Origin of the sequence: Rhizobium aethiopicum (assembly GCF_014197535.1) — a bacterium.
Lineage (GTDB): Bacteria > Pseudomonadota > Alphaproteobacteria > Rhizobiales > Rhizobiaceae > Rhizobium > Rhizobium aethiopicum_A.
Map to the genome: position 1 here is coordinate 42336 of NZ_JACIFV010000009.1, position 20356 is coordinate 62691.

Consider the following 20356-nt stretch of genomic DNA (forward strand, 5'->3'; position numbering starts at 1 on the left):
TCATAAATTGGAGCCAAGATGGCGGCAACCACTGAAGATCTCGCGCGGCTGCTCGTCTCCATCGAATTCACGCAGAAGCAGTCAGAGAAGCAGCTCGCGGCGATCGCAAAGCGTGCTGGCCAAACTGCAACAGAGATCGAGACGAAATTCAAGAGGGCAAACGACAACGCTGCCAACAGCTTCGTTGGATCCGGCAAGAGGGTAGAGGCATCGCTCGGCGCCCAGCGCGCCGCGGTGCAGAACCTGTCATTCCAGCTCAACGATATCGCGACCTCGCTTGCCGGCGGTGCGTCACCTTTCCAGGTTATGATGCAGCAGGGCAGCCAGGTGTCGCAGGCGCTGTCGTCTACCGGCGGCGGTCTTGGCAGCATCGTGAAGACGCTCGGCGGCGCGTTCTCAGCGATGGTCAGCCCGATCTCGCTGGCATCGTTTGCGCTTATCGGCCTCGCCGGCGCAGCGGTGCAGTATTTCTCGACGCTGAAATCTGATGTGCCGGACGCTGAAAAGCTGTTGAAGGCGCACGCCGAGCTCATCCAGTCTTTCGACAAGGCATGGGGCGTCGCCAAGGCCAGCGTCGAGGGTTATTCGGCGTCGGTGCAGAAGATTGAGCTGCAGAAGCTCAAGGATGAATTTGGCAGCCTGCAAAAGGCCATCGCCGCGGCCAGCAAGGATCTCGCCGGCGATCTTCTGAGCGTGCCGATCGACGACTTCCATGGCGCGACGCAGACCGTTCGCGACTTTCAGAGGGCGCTGTCGCTGCTCAAGAAAGACGTTCCTGATTTCCGCGAATTTTCGCTGGAGATGGAGCGCATCGAGGGTATGAAAGGCATCCCTGAGAATATCAGGGAACTGGCTAAGCAGCTGCGTTTGTCGGCGAACGAATCTCTGCCTCTGCAGGATGCTCTTGAGGAAACGCAGAAGCGCCTGAAGACTCTTAACCTCACCGGGCAGCAAGCGAAGGAAGCATTTGCCACACTTACTTCGCAGGCTCTAGGCCTCGGCGCGCAGGGTGGAGACGCAATCTCGACGATTGCCGGCAAGATCAAAACCGATCTTATCCCGGCGATGGCGGAGGCGACGAACCAGGTTCTTGAATATGCCAAGAACTATCAGACGCTCCAAAATCAGATCAACAAAAGCCCGTTGGGCACTGTTCCTCCTGTGTATTCCGGCGGCGGCCGGTTCATGAACAGAGAAGAGGCGCGCCAGTACGACATCGATGAGGCTCAGCTCGACGAAGTCGGAAAGTCAGCCGCCGCGCGGATGATCCGTTCTTTTGAGGGCTTCATCACCAACGCGAAATGGGACACGAACCATTACCGCGTCGGATTCGGCTCGGACACGGCCACACGCGCCAACGGCCAGATCGAAGAAGTAACCAAGGATACGGTCGTCACGCTTGATGACGCGCAGCGAGACCTTTCTCGCCGCATCATGGAGTTCCAAGACGGCATTCAGAAGGCCATCGGCATCGACACCTGGAAGAGCCTTTCCGAGGCTCAGCAGGCGGCGCTGACGTCGATTGCCTACAATTACGGTTCGCTGCCCGATGCGGTCGTTAAGGCCATCCAGGATGGCGGCGGGCCGGAGAAGGTGGCGAAGGCCATTGCGGCGCTGAGTTCAAACCCGGGCCGTCGCAAGGAGGAGGCTGAGGCTTACCTCTCGGGCACCGGCATCTCGATGAACGATGCTGGTCTCGGCAGTAAGAAAACGCCGGATCAGATTTTTCAGGGCAGCGTTGACGACATTCAGAAGCGCATCGACGTCCTGAATGCCGAGTACGCGGCTCAGGCGCGGCTCAATCCGCTGATCAACGATTATGGCTTCGCGGTCGAGAAGGCGAAGATCCAGCAGCAGCTCCTCTCTGAGGCGCAGCAGGCCGGCATCACGATCACACCAGAGCTAGCCGCGAGCATCGACACGCTGTCAACGAACTATGCTAAAGCGTCTTCGGCCAGCGAAGGTCTGAAGGTTTCTCAGGAGCGGCTGAAAAAATCGGCAGAAGAGTTCCGCGACCTGGGCCGGGACGTCGTCGGCGGCTTCATCAGCGATCTGCGCAGCGGCAAGTCTGCGGCGGAAGCGCTGGCGGGCGCCCTCGACAAGGTCGTCGACAAGCTGATCGATGTTTCGCTCAACGCCATCTTTGGTGGGGCGGGCGGCGGTGGATTGTTTGGCGGCGGCGGTGGCGGCCTCCTCGGCGGCATGATTATTCCCGGCATCCTCCATTCCGGCGGCGTCGCCGGTTCGGATGGATATGGCCACGGGCGCGCCGTGTCGCCTTCTACGTTCGCTGGTGCCAAGCGCTACCACACCGGTGGCGTCGCGGGCCTGCAGCCTGGCGAAGTGCCTGCCATCCTTCAGCGTGGCGAGGTTGTCCTGCCGCGCGGCACGAAAACAAGCGGTGGAGGCAAGACGCAGATCCAGGTCGGCGTTTCCGTCGACGACACCGGCGGCCTGCGAGCCTACGTGAAGAGCGTCAGCCAAGACACGGTGACCGCGGCCAGCCCGCGCATCTTGAGCGCCGCTAACCAGCAGGTGGTTCCGACCATGGCGAAATATCAGAACGACAGCGCTGGCGGAGATTACAGAAATGGTTGATGTCGTCGAATGGCCATTCTGCCTGCTGACACCGCAGCAGGTGCAGGCCAATGTCGTCGCTTTCACGAGAAGCGGCGGCAGATCCCTTGGCGGCGTCGAGCCGGTCATCCGCACGGATCTGGGTTATTGGGCGATAGATTATACCGGTGTCGTCGTTCAGAACCGCTATCGCGATCAGTGGAAGACCTGGCAGGCGATCCGGCAGAAGCTGGGCGGACGTTCCGGACTGGTTGTCGTGCGCGTCCCATCATCGCTATCGGCGCCTTACGCTTCCGGCCATTTCGAGCCGACGACAGAGGCGACGCATAGCGACGACACGACATTTGGCGATGACACCGAATACGAGCAGAACGCTATTTCGGTTGTGTCCGTCGGCGTGACGCCACTGGCCGCCACATCGATCAAGCTACGCATCATCAAGGCTGAGGCCGATCTGGTCGGCGTGCGCTTCAGCTACAACAACGCGCTCTACGAGACCGGCCCCGTTACCGAGATCGACGGCGATACATGGACTGTGTCGATCTCGCCAAGCGTGCGGGAGCTCATTCCGGATGGCGCCGATCTGAATTTCGACCGGCCGACCTGCCTTTGCCATCTGGCCGAAGACCGCGGCATGGACATCACGCAGGATGCGATCACCAAGGGCACGCGGCCAAACGTCAGCTTCGTCGAGGCGACTGATTACTGGAATTCGCTGATTTAGCATCATTGATTGGAGGACGGTTTGGCCAGTCTTCGTGTTTTGTGCCAGGTGGAGCTTCCATCTGGCACGCTTCGTTTTTGGGATGGCTCCGGCGGCCCGCTAATCGATTCCAACGGTGATGTCTATCGCGCCTGCGTGCTTACGGAGGACGCGCTGGCGCAGATCGAGGCGGCAATCAATGCCGAGGCGTTCACGTTGTCGCTGGTGCTTTCTGGCATCAGGGAGGCGGAGAGCAACGCGATTTGGGCCGACTATCAGGCCGGTAGCATCGTTGGCTCACGGTTTCGCATCTTGCTTCAGAAATGCGACGACTACGACCAACCAACCGGCTCGCCCATCGTTAAATTCACCGGCACCATTTCCAACCTCAACTTCGTTGATAGCGCCAGCGATAAGGGGATCAATTCGACGATCCAGGTGGATATCGCGAACCGATTTACGCTGCGCTCGGTGACCAACGGCGCCGTGCTGTCGGATGTCGACCAGCGCGCCAGGGCGAAGATTCTGAACCCATCCGCGGCTGATGATAAATTCTGCGAGCGCATCCCTGGCCTGAAGGACAAAACAGTCAGATGGCCGCAGTGGGGCTAGATTCGGCGCTCTTGTCGTTTTTGGCCGCCCAGGAACGAAAGAACTGGGATCCGGCGACGCTGAACTGCATGCTGTTTCCGGCCGCTTGGGCGATCTGGCTTGGTCATCGCGATCCGGTCGAAAACTGGCGCGGGGCGTTCGCCAGCGAGGCCGAATACCTAGCCATTGTCAGGGCCGCCGGCGGCTGTGTGCCGCTAATGGAAGCCGCGGCAGCACGTATCAACGCTCGCGCTCTGGCGGTGCCTGTGTGTGGCGCTGTCGGCGTCATCGGTTCTCCAAATAATCCGGAACGGCAGTTCGGCGCCATTTTCGACGGCAGCCGCTGGCTGGTGCGCTTCACCAATCGCATCGGCAGCATGGCGGCGAGGCCTCTGGCGATCTGGTCCATTTAGGAATTTTCATGACTGGTCTTGAGCTGATCCCGCTGATCGTATCGTCGGCGGCAACGACGGTTGCTGCCGCGAATGTGCTTTACCTCGGCACTGCGGCGCTTCTTTACGGCGGCCTTGCGGCAGGTGCCACACTTCTGTCTCGAGCGCTCACTCCCAGGCCGTCCGTACCCAAGCCAGAAGACGGCACATACAATCTCAAACAGTCGGTTCCATCGCTACCCATAGTGCTGGGTCGCGTCAAGAAGGCCGGCGACTACGTGTTCCTTGAGGAAAAGAACGGAATTGCGTACCACATTCTCGTCCACGCAGGCCATCGAATCCAGGGATATGTAAAGCATTATCTGCATGATGAGGCGGTGACGCTGGATGGCTCCGGCAATGTCGTGTCTCCAGGGCATTTCAATGATGATGGCAATGCATACGTACAAATCACATCCAGGATTGGTCTCCCTGCCGAGACTGCATATTCTGATATAGCCTCGACATTTTCGACGATATGGAGCTCAAATCATCGCGGAGATGGTTTGGCGTCTGTGCGGCTGCGCTGCTACACCGCGCCGTCCAAGGATTACCTGAAGGTATACCCAAACCAGATGCCGGAGCATTCGGCCGTTATGGACGGAATGCTGCTGTACGATCCCCGCACCGGCACGACTGCATTCACAAAAAATCTTGCCATCATGCGCCTTTGGCACCTGACCAGTCCATATGGTGGCAAGTTGTCGCTCGACGACATGTATCTTCCCGACTGGATCAACGCGGCCAATGTTTGCGACCAAACCGTAACAAACAAGAGCGGCGGCACAGAGAGCCGGTATTACGGCGGCATGTGGTTTCGTGCCAACAGCGACCCTATCGAAGTAGGCAAGACGCTAGATCAGGCCGCAGAACTTGTCGTCTATGAGCGTGCCGATGGCCTGATTGGCGTTCACGCTGGCGAATATGTGGCGCCGTCAATTACATTGACGCGAGACGAGATCATCTCATTTGGTCTTAACGCCAATGTGGATCCTGCGACGACTGTTCTGGCTGTCCGTGGTCGGTTTACTGACCCGAGCGACCTCTACAACACCAACGACGCTGCGATCTATGGCAATCCATATGTCGGCGAAGACACAGAAAGAACAGCGACAGTCGATAATGTCGCGGTGCAAACACACAACCATATCCAGCGCCTGCAGAAACTCGCATACATTCGCCGCAATGGCGCACGGGTCAGTATCACCGCTCACTATGACCCAGATAACGATGTTGCCTATCATCGGTTCGTGCGCATCCAATACGCGCCAAAACTTTCCGACGCCGTAATCGAGATCACGTCGAAGGTGACGGTTTCTCTTCGGGATATGACTGTGACCTTTAGTGGTATTGTTGTGCCATCGGGGCTGTATGATTTCAACGCCGCGACAGAAGAGGGTGACCCTGGCTCATCCATTATCATCATTCCACCATCAAGTGCACCGGTTCCCGTTAATTTCGATGTTGTAATCCAGACGGAAGTAGTCTCCGGCGGATCGTCTGCCGCATATGCCTTGGCCACCTGGGATTTTGTCTCTGCGTCGCTTACATACGAGCTCGAGTGGGAAAAAACGTCTGGATCCACCGGACCTCAGTCAGTCGTATCCACGGCCGGCGAGACACAGGTTCGCTCTGGGTATCTCGCCGATGGTGTGCAGTATAAGTTCAGGTTGAGAACGTGGTCAGGCGGCGCAAGTTCTGATTGGACTGATTATGAAATCAGAACATCCACGGCAGATTCAAACCCGCCTGGCGTCGTCACCGGTGCATCCGCTACCGGCGGTGCAGGGCAGGTTACGTTCAATTGGACGGCGCCGAATAGCGCCAACTATGCAGCGGCTCGTTGCTATTGGAACACAAGCAACACGTTCGTCGGAGCGACCTACGTGGCTCCCCCTGAATACGGATCGCCTAGTTCCGCGGACAGTCGCGTCATCACCGGCCTAACGGCGGGAATCAAATATGGCTTCATTGAGGCCATAAACGCATCCGGTGTAGCGGCTACCCCGCAAGCAACTGGCGCATTTACCGTCACCTGACAATAAAAGCCGTGATGCGTTAAGTCGCCTTGCGCGAACACTTCCACACATGGAGAATTGAATGCCAGCACCTACAGCCGCAGTAGTCTTCGATGATTACAACACCTCTGGCGTTCCATCATCTGGGGCCAAAAAGGTAAAGAAGTCAGAAGCTCGCGCCTGGGGCTCCTGGCTTGAGTCGTTCATTACCGCGATCTCCGCCAATGCTGGCGCGATATACGCTACGAAGGCTGAGCTAGACGCCGACCTAAGCAAGGCCGCCAATACCATGGCTTGGGTCATGAGCGACGCGACCGCGGCAAATAATGGTGTATACCGCAAGAGCGGCGCATCCGGCACTGGCAGTTGGACTCGAATAGGCGATCTCCCATATTCGTTCATCGAGGCGCTCGACACCGGAGCCGGCACGCCCAACGCGATCCAGGCGACAAGCGATCTTCCGATTTCGGAAAGCGCCTTGGTTATCGTCAATGTATTCGAGGCCAACACCGGCTCGCCAGTTACGATCGCCTTTAATGGCGGATCTGCCCTGACGATCAAGACTAACTCCGGCAACAATGTCGTCTCGGGCGGCTTAGTCGCCGGCATGAGGTTGTTCGGATATGTCTCCGGTTCCGTCTTTCAGCTAATCAGCGACCAAGTGTCCGCATCTATCGTTGCAGCGGCCGAGGCGGCTGCGGCTGATGCAGAGGCGGCCCAAGCTGCGGCCGAAGCCGCAGCGGCTTCGGTCACCTTGCCGACGCCCGTTGCGCTGAACTACATCCGCGTAAAGGCGGACCTCACCGGCTACGAGACTAGGACGCCGACGCAGGTTCTTTCCGACATTGGCGGCGCGGCGGCAGGAAGCCTGGACCGAAGGGTAAAAGATTTCGGCGCCAAGGGTGATGCCGTCATCATCCGCGCTGCCGTGACGATCGCGTCAGGATCTGCAGCACTCACCGTGACCGGTGCGAACTTCCAGACAACGGATGTCGGCAAGTCAATCGCGGTCGAAGGAGCTGGCACCAGCGGCGCGACGCTCTATTCAACGATCCTGTCCCGCACCAGCGCGACGCAGATCACGCTCGCAGCCAACGCATCGACGGCCATCTCCGCCGTCACTAAGACCGTCACCTATGGCACGGACGACACGGCAGCCTTCAACGCGGCAATCGCCGATATCGTCAGGCAGACGGCAAGCAATGACAACGCCATCTTCGGCGGCTCGCTCACCGTGGATGCGAAGGGCCGGTATTATCTGGCCAGCCCGATCGCCATCAACAAGCATGGCATCAAGATTAAGGGCGGCGGCTCGCACACCGATACCTGCATCATCGTTGCCCACGAGGGCTATGGCTTCTCATTCGAGAACAGTGATAGTAGCACAGCGCTGATGCGGTCCAACCGCGTCGAAGGCCTGCGCTTCCTCTCGACCGCAAGCACGAGAGCGGCAAACAGCGGTGCGATCTTCATGAACCGCGCGCTGCAGTTCGTCGTTCAGGATTGCTGGTTTGCTGGACGTCAGCAGTTCGCCGTCCATCTTCAGGACTGCCTGGATGGCATCATCCGTGTGAACCGGATCGATGGTCCAGTGGAAGCTTCGATCAACGGCTTCACATACGGATTCTGGCTTGACAGTAACAATACCCTTTCCGGCCCGAACCAGATTACCATCGAGAACAACTGGATCGAGAACTGCGCGACGGCGGGAATTCGAGTCACCGGCAACACTTCGTTCTCGGGCAACCAGGTCAATATCCGCGAAAACCTCATCCAAGGCGGCAGCGGCAACGGCATCATGTACGACAAGCAGAATGGTCTTAACATCCTGCGTAACTGGTTTGAGGACAACGGCCGTGACGCCGTGTCTGGCCGCGCCGCGATCCTAGATATCGGCGACAATGTCAGCCACCTCGTCACCTTCAAGGAGAATGTTTTCGGCGGCAACAACAACGCCAACGCCGATTTTCGCCAGTTCAGCATTCAGAAGGTCAACGGGTTGAAAGTGCTCGAGAACTTCTTCACCGGCGGCAGCCACATCCGCTGCACGACGTCAACCACATACAAGGTCTATATCGCCGACAACTGGTCATCCGGGACAACGCCGACAGTGGATGCGATGACGACCGATGTCACCTATGCACGGAACACCTACGGCGATACTGGTACGGCCTGGACGACCGGCTAAGGGCTGCGGCGTTCGAAGTCGGACAGGCCAGCCTGGGCGGCATGGATGCAGACTGCGAGAAGCACGATTATGCAGCCTCCCATCGTCTCAAAGGCGTACAAGAACTTGTGTTCTGTCAGTTCAAACATCTCGGCGTTGGCGATAATGCCTAAGCCGGCCGCGCCAATGAGCGGGGCCAATAGTTTGCGTTTCATCGCGCTCTTCTATCCTTGTAGTTAGGGTTGATAGTAGACGCAAAAACGTTCAACGGCAAGGCGTAATAAACCCCAAACACCACCGGAGCCAACCATGCTTCGCACGCTTTTCTCAGGCGCGCGTGACGCTGTCGCGCGCGTGCTCATCCCCGATGCGGCCGCGGTCTACAAAAAGGCCTGGTCGCTCCGCCTTATCGAGCTCGCCGCCGCGGCCGACGTCATCCTCAATGTCGTGCCGGTCGTCTCTGACTACCTGCCGTGGTGGCTGACGCTCGCGTTGCTCGGCGGCGCATGGGTCGCGCGCCTGCTCATCCAAAACAAGGAGGCACCAGTTGCCGATCAATAAGATTGTCGCGACGAAGCGCGGCAAGGCTGCCATTGCTGCTGCCATGTTCGCGGCCGTGCTGGCCGCCGGCCAGTCGTATTTCGCCGAGCCGGCGCGGCCGGCCGCCGTCATCCTAGCAACGGAAACGCTGATCAAGCCGTGGGAAGGCCTGGTGCTGAAATCACACTGGGATCCTTACGCCAAGATCTGGGACATCTGCCACGGCGAGACGCAGATCGACGGCAAGCCGGTCAAGCCCGGCATGACCTTCACGACCGACGAGTGCGAGGCCATCCTCGAGGCGCGCGTGAAGCGCGACTATTACGAGCCGCTGACGAAGCAGATCAAGGGCTTCACCCGGTTCCCGATCGGCGTGCAGGCCGCGATGATCTCCGGCGCCTTTAACTTCGGTGTGTCAGGCATGGTCAATTCGACAGCCGCGCGCCTGGCGGTGCAGGGCCGCTATCGCGAGGCATGCGAGGCGCAGACGGCTTGGAACAAGGCCGGCGGCCGTGTCGTGCAGGGCCTCGTAAAGCGGCGCGAGATGGGTGACGCCCAGCGTGCCGGCGAGGCTGAGATCTGCGTGTCGGGGCTGTCGCAATGATCGGGGCGCTCGCAAATAAATGGGTTGGCTACGGCATTGCCGTGGTCCTGCTCGCGCTCGCCGTCTGGTGGGGAGTCTCGACCATCTACAACAACGGCTATGACGCGGCCAGCCTGAAATACAAGGCCGAAATCGCCGAGCTCAAGCAGGCCGCATCTGACGCAGCCAACGCCGAGACCGAGCGGCAGGTGGCCGCCAACAATGCCGCCAAGGCACGTGAGGCGGAACGCATCGCCGAGATGCAGGCCGCCAACGAAGACCTTCAATCTCAAATCGAGGAATTGCAGCGTGAAGCTAGCCAAGATCCTGATGCTGGCCGCACTGCTCTCGGTGCTCCCGGCGTGCAGCGCATTAACAAGGTCCGATAGACTGGTAGTGCCTCCGGCTCCGCCGGTGCTGCGGAAGCCAGACAGCATGTTGATCGAGCGTTGCAAAGGCCCGGTGGATCTGGGTGACAAGGCGTTGACGCAGGCCCAGCTGGAGCGCCTGTGGACCGCCGATCGCGAGCGGCTTCTGTCGTGCTTGCGGCGCCACCTGGCGCTGCGCGATTTCTATGCCGACCGCGACGCGCGCCTGGAGGCAAAGCCATGACCGGAGCAGAAATCATGGCCGTCGTCGGCTTCTTCGTCATGCTCACCGGCGCCGGCTGGCGCGTGTGGGCGCGCGTCGAGGCCAAGGTGAAGGTCGCCGAGGACAAGGCCGACAAAGTCGGCGCGGACTTGGCGGCCCATCGGCTGCACAGCGCGGAAATATTTGCGACAAAGACCAGTCAAGCCGAGCAGACCGCACAATTGCTGCGTGCCATCGAAGGCGTCGGCAACAGGATCGACGGCGTTCACGAGCGCCTCGATCGTCTCTACGAAAACCCACCACAGCGGCGCGCCACGCGCGGCTAATCACGGCGAACCAGCCGACCAACACCACATTTCAGGAGACTACCCATGGCTTTTTCAGGCCTTCATGTCGTTTGCGGTTATCCCGGCTCTCTGTTCGCTCGAGACAAATCCCAGGCCATCCTCGGCAAGATCGCATGGAGCGAGGCACCGACCAGCGGCGTGACGTCCACCAACGTCGCTCCGACCGAAAGCGCCGGCTCCGGTCAGGCAATGTTCCGCATCCGCGCCGCCGCCGATTCCTGGGTATCGGTCGGCCCGACGCCGGACGCGACGACCGGCAAGCGCTTCCTTGTTCCGGCCGCGACTGACTACGACGTCTACGCCGAGCCGGGCGACAAATTCCAGTGGGTGGAGGCATAACCATATGTCGACTCTGCAACTTGGTAGGGTGCCAAATCAGGCGCCCATTTCCATACCGGCGCGAGGTTACCGGCTTGGCGTCATCGGCACGTCCCTCGTGCAGCATAATGAGAACGGCACATTTAGCCCGAAGATCTCCCACTGGTCACGCGGCTGGTTGTCTTGGGCGCGCTTCTATGCTGGCCGCCTATTCTCCTGCCCGATTTGGTGGGATAGCACTGTTTATGTCGGTTGGGAGCCTTCAGGAGTAGGTGGCGCGACGCGCTATTTTCAGGGCCTCAATGCAGGTGTCAGCGGCCAGACCTATGCGCAGATCGAAGCGCGCAAAGCGTATCTCGCTACCAAAGTTGATTGCGACATCATCATTATCGATGACGGCACCAATGACATGGGGCCCCAAACGAAAGAAAGCATCCAAGCCGCTCGCGAGGCGCTTGCAAGCTACTACCTGTCTTTCGGAAAAATCGTCATCCTCATGCCCATACTTGCGCGCGGCGTGGGTTCATGGACTGGGGGCGGTCCAGAAAGGGCGAAGGCACATTGGATTAATCGCAAGACGCGCGAGTTTTGCCGCACCAAGAAGAATTGTTATTTCTTTGACTGGAACCTGTATTGGGCTGATTTAGCCTCAACCTACGGTGAACCGAAGAGCGGCTATTCCCCAGACTCCATCCACTTTAACCCGAAGGGTGGGGAATCGGTCGGATATGGTTTGGTCCAGTTTCTCGCTACGATTTTGCCAGCCGCACAGAACTTCACGGCATATCCTGATGACTTGTTCGACGCCACGAACAACCCGCTGGGCAACGTGTTGACGAATCCGCTCTGCCTCGGCACGACCGGGACGCTCGGTACTGGCGCTACAGGTTCAGTTGCGAATGGAATGCGGGTCGAGCGCTCATCAGGAGGATCGTCGGTCGTTGCATCAAAGGAAGCGAGATCGGATGGTCTCGGTGAATATGAGGTCATGACATTCACGCCGGCGGGTACGGCGGAAGACCTATTTTACTTCCGCACCAACGCAGCTAACACGGCCCTGACGGGTGCCGTGGCTGGCGAGTGGTTCCAAGCCCGCTGCAAGGTTGAGACGAACAACTATGCAGGATTTACCGGGGTTTCGTTGCTTCTGAATGATCAGGGCTCAACCTCGATGTCGGCTTACGCGATGGAGCCGTTTAACAGCGGTTCAGCCAACGAAAAATGGGCCGCACTCGCGCGCGCTGGTTATCTCGAAACGCCTGCGTTCCAAATCGCTGACGCTGCTCCTAACGTTCGTTGGCGGTTGGAAATTCGCTTTGACGCCAATGTGGCCGGTACGCCGATCGTCAAGTGCGGCGAAGTCGAGTTGCGTAAGGTGTCCGATCCGCGCACTCTCTTGCACTGGTCCGCGCCAGCGTAACGCCCATCATCCAGCCGCCTCGCCTTAACCGGTGAGGCGGCTTTTTTCATTTCAGGATTCCAGATAACTGCCGAACCGTAGGCGGCCAGCCTTGGCGCCGCACGCCGTGCACTTCAGTCGCGCCTCAATCTCGGGGATAAGTGCGAAATCTAACCTCGCAGGCACACTCTGCCGATCGAACTCGCGCTCTGCTCCGCAAGCATCGCACCTTGCCAAGATCGTCACGTGGTGCGGAGCCACATAGAGATAGCCGGGCGACCATCCATTTATTTCCAGAAATCTGCGCAAGGCCGTCATCCAGTTATGTTCTCTTTATGTTCCTGTCTGTCGATTAGTCAATAATCATTCTGGGTCAATTGCTTTTTAAGGTGTTGCTGATGTCATGGCGGCATGACAAAGCCGCCTCGCAAGCCTTCCCAGCACTTGCTGGGTGACGCGGATGCACCACTCCGCCGCCGGCGCCGCCGGCGGCGCGATCCCGCCCAATCTCAACTGCTTCTCGACCCCATGCCGGCGCGCGTCGCTCCTTGTCTCGCGCTCCTCAAGCCGCGGCCGCCGAAAGGTCCGCAATGGGCATATGAAGTAAAATGGGACGGCTACCGCCTGGCCATCCACATTGAACCTGGCGGCGTCCGCATTCTGACGCGCGGCGGCCATAACTGGACGGACCGTTTTCCCGCCATCGCCGCCCAGGCAAAGCGTCTTCCTGTTTCGACGGCGATACTGGACGGTGAGGCCGTCGTGTTTGACGAACTGGGCCGGTCGGATTTCGGCAAGCTTCAGCAGTCGCTCGGTGGCAAGGGCGGAAAGCGGATATCGTTGGAGTCGGTCTTAATGGTCTTCGATGTCCTCTATCTCGCCGGCGCCATCTCCTCGAGGGGATAGTGCCGCCCGGCGGGGAGGAAGCTATTCGCCTCTCCGAGGAGATCGAAGCGGACGGTGAAACGCTTCTGCGCATCGCCTGCGAGCATGGGCTTGAAGGCATCATCGCCAAGGATCGGAACAGCACCTATCGCGGCGGTAGGTACGGCGACTGGCTGAAGATCAAATGCATCCAGAGCGACGGCTTTGCCATCATTGGCTATCAGAAATCTAGCTCGGCGTTCGGAAATATCGGCGCGCTGCTGCTTGCGGCGCGAAAGGACGGGAAATTGGTCTACGTCGGATCGGTCGGGACGGGCTTTAAGGCAGACCAGGCAATGCAGCTGCGTGCAACCATGGACAAGATGAAGGTGTCAGCGCCAGCGGTTAGGTACACTGGCCGGCGCAAGAACCTGATATGGATTAAGCCCACTCTGGTCGCCGAGATCGAGTATCGATCCTGGACGCATGACGGCAAGCTACGGCATCCGTCATATAAGGGTCTGCGGGATCCAGCGGATAATTCTGCCATCTATGAATTTTAGGTTCCTGCGCCACATTCGTTGACAAATTTGTATGTTTACATGAAAGTGATCTTGCTGAGGTCCACCAAGCCTCTGCTTCCCATTCACCACAGAGGAGGCGCAGATGAGATTCTACAGATATGCGGCCGTAGCCGTTCTGACATTCGCAATCACCATGTTCGGTGTCGTCGCGCTCGCCGTGCCGAGCCAGCCGGTCTATACCACGGTCACCAATACGATCGTCCAGGCGCCGGCGACCACATCCGAAGATTCGTCCATCAAGATTTCCGTCGGCAATGGCCTCGGCTCCGGCGTCCACATCGGCGGCGGCAATATCGTGACGGCGGCACACGTCATCGACGACGCCAAGACGGTCAAGATCAAGACCAATGCCGGCATCGAGAGCGATGCGACAGTGCTCTGGGTCAACAAAGACTACGACATCGCGCTGATCCACACCGACGGCAACGTCGCCGGTTCCAGCGAGCTTGATTGCCGTGAGCCGCGATTCGGCGAGCAGATCCAGGCCGTCGGCAATCCGCTTGGCATGGAGTTCATCGCGTCGTTCGGCAGAGTTGCCGGTGCTGGCCGCCAGCTAGGCAACTGGAAGAGCGTTGTCGTAACTGACATGACCACGGTCATGGGACAATCAGGTGGCGGCATCTTTGCAAATGACGGCCGCGTGGTCGGCATCAATGTCGGCGTTACTCTTGCGCCGCTCAAGTCCGGCAAGGATGCAGCCGGCGCCGACACCTACACGCCGACCATGACCGGCTTCGGCTTCGTGGTTCCGGCTTCGGTTGTTTGCGATCTGCTGGCGCGGAGGGCTTCGTGATGCGGGCGCTCTTCACCTTTTTCACTGTAACGTGCGGGCTTCTATCTGTTGCGTTTTCAAATGCCGACATGCGCGGCGGAACATTGTTCATGGTGTTCTTTTGCGCGCTGTTCGCGTCAATGAGGGAGGCAACCATATGACGGCCCTCTCGAGATACATTGTCGCCAATGTCTGCTGGATTTCGGTCATGGTGTGGGCGGCGGTCCTGGGCTTCGTCCAGATGGCATTCCTCGCCGACGCAGCGCACATAAGCTACGTCATCACGGCATTGTTCATCTTCGGCCTGTATTCGACAACAGCGCGCATCATCGAAGTCGATAGGCTTTCGACGGCGCTCTCCAAGAAGAGAATTTGGGTCGCCGGCGAGCGGCGCGCCTTGGCCAAGGGCGCAAGGTTGCTTGCTATCCGCATCGAACATGTTGTCGACGTCATCGAGGGCCTCGTCCTCATCGGCCTGATCGGCAACGCCATAGGGTTTTTCATGGCCTTCAGGCATGTCGACATATCTGCGATGAAGTCCAGTGACGGAGTTATGGCGAATGCTGCTCATCTCATGGCTGGGACGGGCACAGCGTTCGGTGCAACCATTGTCGGATGCGTTCTCGCTCTCTGGACGATCCAGAATGGCCGAATGCTGAAGACGGCTGCCGCGATATACGCCGAGGATATCGCGGAATGAGCAGCGGCAAGGCAACTTCAATAGGCTTCAGAGACGTTCTTCTGTGCCTAAATGCTGTCCTCGGTGCGCTTGTTCTCATCGTTCTTTCGGCAATCAATCCGGCGGCCAAAGATGATCCCGCCCAGCTGCCCGGCAACCTCGTCGCCAGCATCGCCTGGCCAGCTGGCAGCACTGACGTCGACTTGTGGGTCCAGTATGGCGATGATCTAGCCGTCGGCTACAGCCATCGCTCCGATCGCGTTTGGAGTCTTCTTCGCGACGATCTGGGCACCGCGAATGACGATACACCTTTGAACGCGGAATCCGCCTTCACACGCGGCCTGCCTGATGGCGAGTATGCCATCAACGTTCGCTGCTTCGGCTGCGCAAAGGTGCCGGTGCCAGTGTCCGTCGAGGTGCGGCTGGCCGAAGGTGGCGTCGTATGGCGCGCCACGGTCGACCTACTCAAGGACAAGCAGGAGCGGACGGCGATCCGGTTTCGTATGGCTGGCGGGCAGGTCGTGCCTGGTTCGGCGTCGAGTGTGTTCAAGCAGATGAAGAGAGGAGAGGGGTGATGGAAATAGTGATCGCAGTAGCAATTTGGCTTGGCATTGGCGCGGCTGGCTCCGCACTTAGTGTCGAGTTCTTCTGGCGTCGTGGGTCATTCCCTATGGACGTCGATCTGACAGACGTCGGATTCTTCTCGGTGATGGCGATACTCGGGCCAATCAACCTGATCATCGGATTTCTTTTCGCACTCGGATGGCTATTTCGGAAAGCTCTCAAGTCGTCTGGAATCGACCCGCAAGCAAAAATCCTCAAGGCGCGCCGCTAATGACCCCCGCCATCACCCTATGGCTAGCCTTCGTGCTGGCCGCCGGCATTATTTGCTGGACAGCAAATAACAAGCGGCAAGCCGTCGCCTTCCTGCTTGTCGCACTGGCAACCGCACCCGCAGCATTCATCACGCTCGGCCACGCTGCGCCATGGCAGCCCGCCAAAGGCCACTACACCGTGCTTGGCGCGCGCATCGATGTCGACGAGGCAATCTATGTCCTACTCGACGGCAAGCCGGAGCCGCGCTTCTACAAGCTGCCGTATTCCGCCCAGCAGGCGAACAGTCTGCAGAACGCGCTTGACACCGCCGAGGCCAACGGCACTGGCGTCGGCATGACAATGGACGGCGATGCGGCAGGCTTTGCCGAAGAGGGCGGCCAGCGAGGCGGATCCGAAGTGAAGCAGGCTGAGCCGCAAGCGATTATTGGAGGGTAGGATGGATGTGATGATAACAGTCAGAGAGTATGGCTACGGCGAGGACGCAGTTGGCTATCCGCCTCACGGCCTCGCAGAAGTGATCCAAATTCTCCAAGAGACTTTGATGGAAATTCCTCCGGAATTCCGGTCGAGCGCGGAGGTGGACTACTCGCCTCGCTACGAATACGGCGAATCGTATGATCGCCTGCGCATCATTTACGAACGTCCAGAAACGGCGGAGGAGCAGACGGCACGCATAACTGCGGAGCGCGCGACCATGATGAAATGGATTGAGGAACAAGAAGCGCTCATCCGCCGCCGTAAAGCAGAATTGGAGATCGCATAACATGCCCACACCTCGCCTCAGTGACGAACTCGCCAAGGAAGCCGCCGACGCGTTCGAAGCGCTCGGCAACAAATCGCAGGCCGCCGAACTGCTCGGCCTGCCGCGCAACACGTTCAATTCGCGCCTGAAGATCGCCGCCGAGCGCGGCATGTGCGGCACGAAGCCGGTTCTGCCGGGGTTCCGCATCGCGCAGATCAGCAACACGCCGAACGGCGACTATATCAAGCAGCGGCCGGAAGCTGGCGCCGAATTCGACATCCCAGCCGGGCATACCATCAAGGGCGTCTCTGCGCTCGTCGACGCGGACGGCCGGACTATCCAGCAATGGATCAAGACCCGCAACGAATACGCGCCGCAAGACGTCGCCGCCATTCTCAAGGAAGCGTTCGTCGATGTGCCGCCGGCTGAGCCTAGAGCACTCAATACCGTCCCGACCGACGACCTTCTGACGCTCACGCCCCTTGCGGATTTCCACGTCGGTTTGTTCGCATGGCATCGCGAGACAGGCGCCAATTGGGATCTATCGATCGCCGAACGGGTAATCGGCGGGGCGCTCGACGAGTTGATCGCCAGAACGCCACCGAGCGGCCATGCCATCGTATTGGGTGGCGGCGACCTGCTCCACTCGGATAGCAATGAGAACAAGACGGCAAAGTCTGGCAACGTCCTGCAGGTCGACGGGCGTTACCAGAAGGTGCTGATGACGGCGTGCCGACTGGTCGTCCGCGCGATCGACGCCAACCTCGCTAGGCACGGCCATGTTACTGTCCGCATCTTGCCGGGCAATCATGACGAACACGCCTCGGTGGCCGTCGCCTACTTCCTGCTGGCCTGGTATCGCAATGAGCCGCGCGTCACCGTCGACGTGGATCCGTCGCTGTTCTTCTGGTTCCGCTTCGGGCGCGTCTTATTGGGGGCAACGCACGGCCACACGGTCAAGCTCAAGGATATGGCCAGCATCATGGCCCACCGCCGCGCCGAGGACTGGGGCGCTACCGTGCATCGATTCATTCACGGCTTCCACATCCACCACTCGAGCAAGTATGCGACGGAGGGCAACGGCGTGATTTCGGAATCGCACCAGACACCGACGCCGCAGGATGCGTGGCATTGGGGCGCAGGCTTCCTGTCTGGCCGCTCGATGCAGTCGATTAGCTACCATCGCGAGTTTGGTGAAGTCTCGCGTGTGCGGGTCGCCATGATGGATGCGGCAAACGATAACGAGCCGGCAGAGCAGAGGAGGGCGGCGTGAGCAAAGCGAAGTTTGCGGCACTTGATGCGGATGGTTGGCTTGAGTTCACGGCCAACAAATCACCCAAATGCCCTCACTGCGGCGATGACTTCCACATTGCCGACAACGAGGCTTGGTTTCTGTACGACGAAAACGACACCCACGAGGTCGAGTGTCCATCGTGCGAAGAGACCTTCCAAGTGAGCAGCAGCGCTTCTTGGTGCTTTAGCACCGACGAGCAGGAACGATAACCACCCCTGCCGCCGACCACCAATCGGCGGCAACCAATACCACCACAGAGGAGACTGAAATGCTGAACAGAAGCGCAAACGCTAAAGCGTATCATGACGCGGGCCTCGTGCCCGCCAACGACAACTATTCCCACGCATCCGCCATCAACCTGTTTGCGGCCGACTGCCACGCAGCAAGCCGCAAAGCCGGCTGGTGCACGAACCTCGCGACTGGGCGTGCATTGGACAGAAACGTGCCAGAAATGATGATGCTGATCGTGAGCGAAATCAGCGAAGCCATGGAGGGCTATCGCAAATCTACCGGCGGCAAGGTCAAGATGGACGACAAGCTGCCGCACAGGCCAAACGCTGAAGTCGAACTGGCCGATGCCATGATCCGCATCGGCGATCTGGCAACTTTCCTTGGCTTCGACCTGGGCGGCGCGATCGTCGAGAAGATGGCATTCAACGCCAACCGCGAAGATCACAAGATCGAGAACCGCAAGGCCGCTGGCGGGAAGGCGTTTTGATGACCATGAACACGGCAAGAGAAGCGGCGATGCTGGCCGCTATACCGAATCCGCCAGAACAGTATAACCCCGAACCGCTCATGGTCGAAGGCCTTGGCGCCGTTCCTGTGGTGCTGCCGAAGTACTCGCCGGCGAATGACAACGTCGAGGGTGGCAAGCGTTACCACAGCGGCGGTCTTGTTGGCGGGCCTGGCGGTGATGTGGCGCCAATCATGAAGATCGACCACGTCATCCCGCGCGCGCAGTACGAGGCCATCATGGAGCGCGGCCAGTACGTCGGATTGCGTCGACACACAGACATTGGCGCGCGAGTCGTGGCGGCTGTCGAAAAGGAGATTGCCGCCAGCCGTCCCTTGTCCTCGGACAGCGGACATCCCGCCCGAACCGGCGACTTCATGCAGACGGCGACCGGCCGCAAGTTTTGGCCCCTCGACCCGCGGAGCGAAGAAGTCTTCATCGAGGACATCGCGCACTCACTGAGCCTGCAATGCCGCTACGCCGGCCACTGCCTGCGCTTCTACAGCGTCGCCGAGCATTGCGTACTCATGGCCCGCAAGCTTCGCTGGGAAGGCGTGGACGTGGCTCTGTGGGCGCTGCTGCACGATGCGGCGGAAGCCTACACCGTTGACGTTCCGCGCCCGCTCAAGCGCCACCTAGTTGGCTACAAGGAAGCCGAGGCGAAAGTCATGGCTGCGATCGCCGATCGGTTCGGCCTGGCGGCGGAAATGCCTGCCGTTGTGCATGATGCCGACAACCGCATCATTGCCGACGAGCTCGTCAACCTCGTGCCGATGGAGTGGCACGCGCGCTATGCGGGCCAGGAACTGGGCGTGACGCTGCGCTACTGGTCGCCGGAGAAGGCGCGGGAAGAGTTCATGGCGACGTTTGACGCGCTGATGGATTGCAGGGCGAGGGGGATGGCGTGATGCTGCACTACTATATGTTTAGTTTCGCCATGGAGAGAGGCGGCTTCGCCCGCGTCACGATCGGATGGCCTGACGCGATAGTCACGGAAAGCCGCGTGGCATTTGCCAGAGAAAAGGCTATCGGCGCGCAACCAAACGCCTGCCCAATTGCCGTTAGTTATCTTGGGCACATGATGCCGGAGGTTGCGATCGCATGACCAACACCACAGGCTGGAACATCTGGCGCGGCGATGGTGATTGCCCCGTCAACAAAGAGGCGATCGTCGACATCCGCCTGCGCAACGGGCGGATTATAGAAGGGGCAACGGCTGGCCGCTATCTGTGGGCGCGTCCGCAGCGCGAAGTGGAGGGCAACTGGAGCCCGCAGAGAACTGAGAACGGCGGCATTATCGTCGCGTATCGCGAAGTGGGGGAAGTGGCGTGATGGACGATATAGCAGTTTGCGAGCTTTGCGGACACCCGATGGCACCCGGCGAGGAGATGTTCAAATTCCACGGATACAGCGGGCCGTGCCCAGAAGAACCATCGGAGGAGCACCTCAAGGCGGTAGCGGAGAAGCGCTTTTCGGAGTGGCTAAACGAAGGCCATGAGTTGGCGAAAGCCGCAGGGTGCGGTGTTATCATAAATGTCTCTCCATCATCAGATGCCGAAGGCGGTGCAGCATGAGATCGGCAG

General features: G+C 59.5%; 28 protein-coding genes and 1 pseudogene. 28 read left to right on the forward strand and 1 reads right to left on the reverse strand.

The window, feature by feature from the left end; translation table 11 throughout:
• Positions 1–18 precede the first annotated feature (18 nt).
• The 6 genes from GGD53_RS14530 (at position 19) to GGD53_RS14555 (ending at position 8508) form a co-directional block, all read left to right on the forward strand.
• Entirely contained in the window at positions 19–2598 is a 2580-nt protein-coding gene (locus tag GGD53_RS14530; RefSeq protein ID WP_184457084.1) for a phage tail length tape measure family protein, read from the forward strand.
• On the forward strand, positions 2591–3301 hold the full coding sequence (locus GGD53_RS14535; protein WP_184457086.1) for a hypothetical protein: 711 nt from the start codon (positions 2591–2593) through the stop codon (positions 3299–3301). The genes GGD53_RS14530 and GGD53_RS14535 overlap by 8 nt, the downstream gene beginning before the upstream one ends.
• A gap of 21 nt (positions 3302–3322) precedes the next feature.
• Positions 3323–3892: a hypothetical protein gene (locus GGD53_RS14540; protein WP_210303212.1), complete on the forward strand. Its 570-nt coding sequence runs from the start codon at positions 3323–3325 to the stop codon at positions 3890–3892.
• Positions 3883–4284, forward strand: coding sequence for a DUF6950 family protein (locus GGD53_RS14545; RefSeq protein WP_184457088.1), 402 nt, complete (start codon positions 3883–3885; stop codon positions 4282–4284). Before GGD53_RS14540 ends, GGD53_RS14545 begins: the two co-directional genes overlap by 10 nt.
• Positions 4285–4292: 8 nt before the next feature.
• Complete coding sequence (locus GGD53_RS14550; RefSeq protein ID WP_184457090.1) at positions 4293–6341, forward strand: hypothetical protein; 2049 nt, start codon at positions 4293–4295, stop codon at positions 6339–6341.
• Positions 6342–6402: 61 nt separating this feature from the next.
• Positions 6403–8508, forward strand: coding sequence for a right-handed parallel beta-helix repeat-containing protein (locus tag GGD53_RS14555; RefSeq protein ID WP_184457092.1), 2106 nt, complete (start codon positions 6403–6405; stop codon positions 8506–8508).
• Here GGD53_RS14555 and GGD53_RS14560 read toward each other — a convergent pair.
• A complete protein-coding gene (locus GGD53_RS14560) occupies positions 8505–8702 on the reverse strand; it encodes a hypothetical protein (RefSeq protein WP_184457094.1) in 198 nt (65 codons plus the stop codon). The two genes, GGD53_RS14555 and GGD53_RS14560, sit on opposite strands and share 4 nt — an antisense overlap.
• A gap of 94 nt (positions 8703–8796) precedes the next feature.
• Between GGD53_RS14560 and GGD53_RS14565 the strand changes: the two genes are divergently transcribed.
• From GGD53_RS14565 to GGD53_RS14665, 22 genes and pseudogenes are all read left to right on the forward strand, one after another.
• Positions 8797–9048, forward strand: coding sequence for a hypothetical protein (locus GGD53_RS14565; RefSeq protein ID WP_184457095.1), 252 nt, complete (start codon positions 8797–8799; stop codon positions 9046–9048).
• Complete coding sequence (locus GGD53_RS14570) at positions 9035–9631, forward strand: lysozyme (RefSeq protein WP_184457097.1); 597 nt, start codon at positions 9035–9037, stop codon at positions 9629–9631. Before GGD53_RS14565 ends, GGD53_RS14570 begins: the two co-directional genes overlap by 14 nt.
• Positions 9628–9999, forward strand: coding sequence for a hypothetical protein (locus GGD53_RS14575; RefSeq protein ID WP_184457099.1), 372 nt, complete (start codon positions 9628–9630; stop codon positions 9997–9999). The genes GGD53_RS14570 and GGD53_RS14575 overlap by 4 nt, the downstream gene beginning before the upstream one ends.
• Positions 10000–10045: 46 nt before the next feature.
• Positions 10046–10222, forward strand: coding sequence for an anaerobic dehydrogenase (locus tag GGD53_RS31705; protein WP_246717781.1), 177 nt, complete (start codon positions 10046–10048; stop codon positions 10220–10222).
• The gene (locus GGD53_RS14585) at positions 10219–10527 is read left to right on the forward strand and encodes a hypothetical protein (RefSeq protein WP_184457104.1); all 309 of its coding nucleotides are present in this window, start codon (positions 10219–10221) and stop codon (positions 10525–10527) included. The genes GGD53_RS31705 and GGD53_RS14585 overlap by 4 nt, the downstream gene beginning before the upstream one ends.
• Before the next feature lie 45 nt (positions 10528–10572).
• Complete coding sequence (locus GGD53_RS14590; RefSeq protein WP_184457106.1) at positions 10573–10887, forward strand: hypothetical protein; 315 nt, start codon at positions 10573–10575, stop codon at positions 10885–10887.
• 4 nt (positions 10888–10891) lie between these two features.
• On the forward strand, positions 10892–12286 hold the full coding sequence (locus tag GGD53_RS14595; RefSeq protein ID WP_184457108.1) for an SGNH/GDSL hydrolase family protein: 1395 nt from the start codon (positions 10892–10894) through the stop codon (positions 12284–12286).
• Positions 12287–12793: 507 nt separating this feature from the next.
• A pseudogene (locus GGD53_RS31710) lies at positions 12794–13275 on the forward strand (non-homologous end-joining DNA ligase); the annotation flags it as partial.
• A gap of 162 nt (positions 13276–13437) precedes the next feature.
• Entirely contained in the window at positions 13438–13692 is a 255-nt protein-coding gene (locus GGD53_RS31715; protein WP_246717786.1) for a hypothetical protein, read from the forward strand.
• Between the two features lie 103 nt (positions 13693–13795).
• Positions 13796–14506, forward strand: coding sequence for a S1 family peptidase (locus GGD53_RS14605; RefSeq protein WP_184457109.1), 711 nt, complete (start codon positions 13796–13798; stop codon positions 14504–14506).
• 136 nt (positions 14507–14642) lie between these two features.
• Entirely contained in the window at positions 14643–15185 is a 543-nt protein-coding gene (locus GGD53_RS14610) for a hypothetical protein (RefSeq protein ID WP_184457111.1), read from the forward strand.
• Positions 15182–15739, forward strand: coding sequence for a hypothetical protein (locus GGD53_RS14615; protein ID WP_184457113.1), 558 nt, complete (start codon positions 15182–15184; stop codon positions 15737–15739). The genes GGD53_RS14610 and GGD53_RS14615 overlap by 4 nt, the downstream gene beginning before the upstream one ends.
• Positions 15739–15999 (forward strand): hypothetical protein, encoded by a 261-nt coding sequence (locus GGD53_RS14620; protein WP_184457115.1) that lies wholly within the window; start codon positions 15739–15741, stop codon positions 15997–15999. Before GGD53_RS14615 ends, GGD53_RS14620 begins: the two co-directional genes overlap by 1 nt.
• Positions 15999–16436 (forward strand): hypothetical protein, encoded by a 438-nt coding sequence (locus GGD53_RS14625; RefSeq protein WP_184457117.1) that lies wholly within the window; start codon positions 15999–16001, stop codon positions 16434–16436. The genes GGD53_RS14620 and GGD53_RS14625 overlap by 1 nt, the downstream gene beginning before the upstream one ends.
• Position 16437: 1 nt before the next feature.
• The gene (locus GGD53_RS14630) at positions 16438–16764 is read left to right on the forward strand and encodes a hypothetical protein (protein ID WP_184457119.1); all 327 of its coding nucleotides are present in this window, start codon (positions 16438–16440) and stop codon (positions 16762–16764) included.
• Position 16765: 1 nt separating this feature from the next.
• Positions 16766–18016 (forward strand): helix-turn-helix domain-containing protein, encoded by a 1251-nt coding sequence (locus tag GGD53_RS14635; protein WP_184457121.1) that lies wholly within the window; start codon positions 16766–16768, stop codon positions 18014–18016.
• Positions 18013–18246 carry a hypothetical protein gene (locus GGD53_RS14640; protein ID WP_184457123.1) on the forward strand — a complete coding sequence of 78 codons (234 nt, stop codon included), beginning with the start codon at positions 18013–18015 and terminating at the stop codon, positions 18244–18246. The genes GGD53_RS14635 and GGD53_RS14640 overlap by 4 nt, the downstream gene beginning before the upstream one ends.
• Positions 18247–18305: 59 nt before the next feature.
• Positions 18306–18755, forward strand: coding sequence for a hypothetical protein (locus tag GGD53_RS14645; RefSeq protein ID WP_246717782.1), 450 nt, complete (start codon positions 18306–18308; stop codon positions 18753–18755).
• Positions 18755–19681 (forward strand): hypothetical protein, encoded by a 927-nt coding sequence (locus tag GGD53_RS31720; protein ID WP_246717783.1) that lies wholly within the window; start codon positions 18755–18757, stop codon positions 19679–19681. The genes GGD53_RS14645 and GGD53_RS31720 overlap by 1 nt, the downstream gene beginning before the upstream one ends.
• Positions 19681–19878, forward strand: a complete 198-nt coding sequence (locus GGD53_RS14655; RefSeq protein WP_184457125.1) for a hypothetical protein — start codon at positions 19681–19683, stop codon at positions 19876–19878. The genes GGD53_RS31720 and GGD53_RS14655 overlap by 1 nt, the downstream gene beginning before the upstream one ends.
• Positions 19875–20105, forward strand: a complete 231-nt coding sequence (locus GGD53_RS14660) for a hypothetical protein (protein WP_184457127.1) — start codon at positions 19875–19877, stop codon at positions 20103–20105. The genes GGD53_RS14655 and GGD53_RS14660 overlap by 4 nt, the downstream gene beginning before the upstream one ends.
• Entirely contained in the window at positions 20105–20347 is a 243-nt protein-coding gene (locus tag GGD53_RS14665) for a hypothetical protein (protein ID WP_184457129.1), read from the forward strand. Before GGD53_RS14660 ends, GGD53_RS14665 begins: the two co-directional genes overlap by 1 nt.
• Positions 20348–20356 lie beyond the last annotated feature (9 nt).

Excerpts from the sequence above, each read along its gene's own strand:
- GGD53_RS14630 (WP_184457119.1), top strand. The coding sequence starts at position 16,438 with ATGGATGTGATGATAACAGTCAGAGAGTATGGCTACGGCGAGGACGCA.
- GGD53_RS14665 (WP_184457129.1), top strand. The coding sequence starts at position 20,105 with ATGGACGATATAGCAGTTTGCGAGCTTTGCGGACACCCGATGGCACCC.
- GGD53_RS31705 (WP_246717781.1), top strand. The coding sequence starts at position 10,046 with ATGTTGATCGAGCGTTGCAAAGGCCCGGTGGATCTGGGTGACAAGGCG.
- GGD53_RS14555 (WP_184457092.1), top strand. The coding sequence starts at position 6,403 with ATGCCAGCACCTACAGCCGCAGTAGTCTTCGATGATTACAACACCTCT.
- GGD53_RS14660 (WP_184457127.1), top strand. The coding sequence starts at position 19,875 with ATGACCAACACCACAGGCTGGAACATCTGGCGCGGCGATGGTGATTGC.
- GGD53_RS14585 (WP_184457104.1), top strand. The coding sequence starts at position 10,219 with ATGACCGGAGCAGAAATCATGGCCGTCGTCGGCTTCTTCGTCATGCTC.
- GGD53_RS14610 (WP_184457111.1), top strand. The coding sequence starts at position 14,643 with ATGACGGCCCTCTCGAGATACATTGTCGCCAATGTCTGCTGGATTTCG.
- GGD53_RS14565 (WP_184457095.1), top strand. The coding sequence starts at position 8,797 with ATGCTTCGCACGCTTTTCTCAGGCGCGCGTGACGCTGTCGCGCGCGTG.
- GGD53_RS14595 (WP_184457108.1), top strand. The coding sequence starts at position 10,892 with ATGTCGACTCTGCAACTTGGTAGGGTGCCAAATCAGGCGCCCATTTCC.
- GGD53_RS14615 (WP_184457113.1), top strand. The coding sequence starts at position 15,182 with ATGAGCAGCGGCAAGGCAACTTCAATAGGCTTCAGAGACGTTCTTCTG.
- GGD53_RS14620 (WP_184457115.1), top strand. The coding sequence starts at position 15,739 with ATGGAAATAGTGATCGCAGTAGCAATTTGGCTTGGCATTGGCGCGGCT.
- GGD53_RS14535 (WP_184457086.1), top strand. The coding sequence starts at position 2,591 with ATGGTTGATGTCGTCGAATGGCCATTCTGCCTGCTGACACCGCAGCAG.
- GGD53_RS14530 (WP_184457084.1), top strand. The coding sequence starts at position 19 with ATGGCGGCAACCACTGAAGATCTCGCGCGGCTGCTCGTCTCCATCGAA.
- GGD53_RS14560 (WP_184457094.1), bottom strand. The coding sequence starts at position 8,702 with ATGAAACGCAAACTATTGGCCCCGCTCATTGGCGCGGCCGGCTTAGGC.
- GGD53_RS14605 (WP_184457109.1), top strand. The coding sequence starts at position 13,796 with ATGAGATTCTACAGATATGCGGCCGTAGCCGTTCTGACATTCGCAATC.
- GGD53_RS14590 (WP_184457106.1), top strand. The coding sequence starts at position 10,573 with ATGGCTTTTTCAGGCCTTCATGTCGTTTGCGGTTATCCCGGCTCTCTG.
- GGD53_RS14550 (WP_184457090.1), top strand. The coding sequence starts at position 4,293 with ATGACTGGTCTTGAGCTGATCCCGCTGATCGTATCGTCGGCGGCAACG.
- GGD53_RS14625 (WP_184457117.1), top strand. The coding sequence starts at position 15,999 with ATGACCCCCGCCATCACCCTATGGCTAGCCTTCGTGCTGGCCGCCGGC.
- GGD53_RS14635 (WP_184457121.1), top strand. The coding sequence starts at position 16,766 with ATGCCCACACCTCGCCTCAGTGACGAACTCGCCAAGGAAGCCGCCGAC.
- GGD53_RS14655 (WP_184457125.1), top strand. The coding sequence starts at position 19,681 with ATGCTGCACTACTATATGTTTAGTTTCGCCATGGAGAGAGGCGGCTTC.
- GGD53_RS14645 (WP_246717782.1), top strand. The coding sequence starts at position 18,306 with ATGCTGAACAGAAGCGCAAACGCTAAAGCGTATCATGACGCGGGCCTC.
- GGD53_RS14575 (WP_184457099.1), top strand. The coding sequence starts at position 9,628 with ATGATCGGGGCGCTCGCAAATAAATGGGTTGGCTACGGCATTGCCGTG.
- GGD53_RS31720 (WP_246717783.1), top strand. The coding sequence starts at position 18,755 with ATGACCATGAACACGGCAAGAGAAGCGGCGATGCTGGCCGCTATACCG.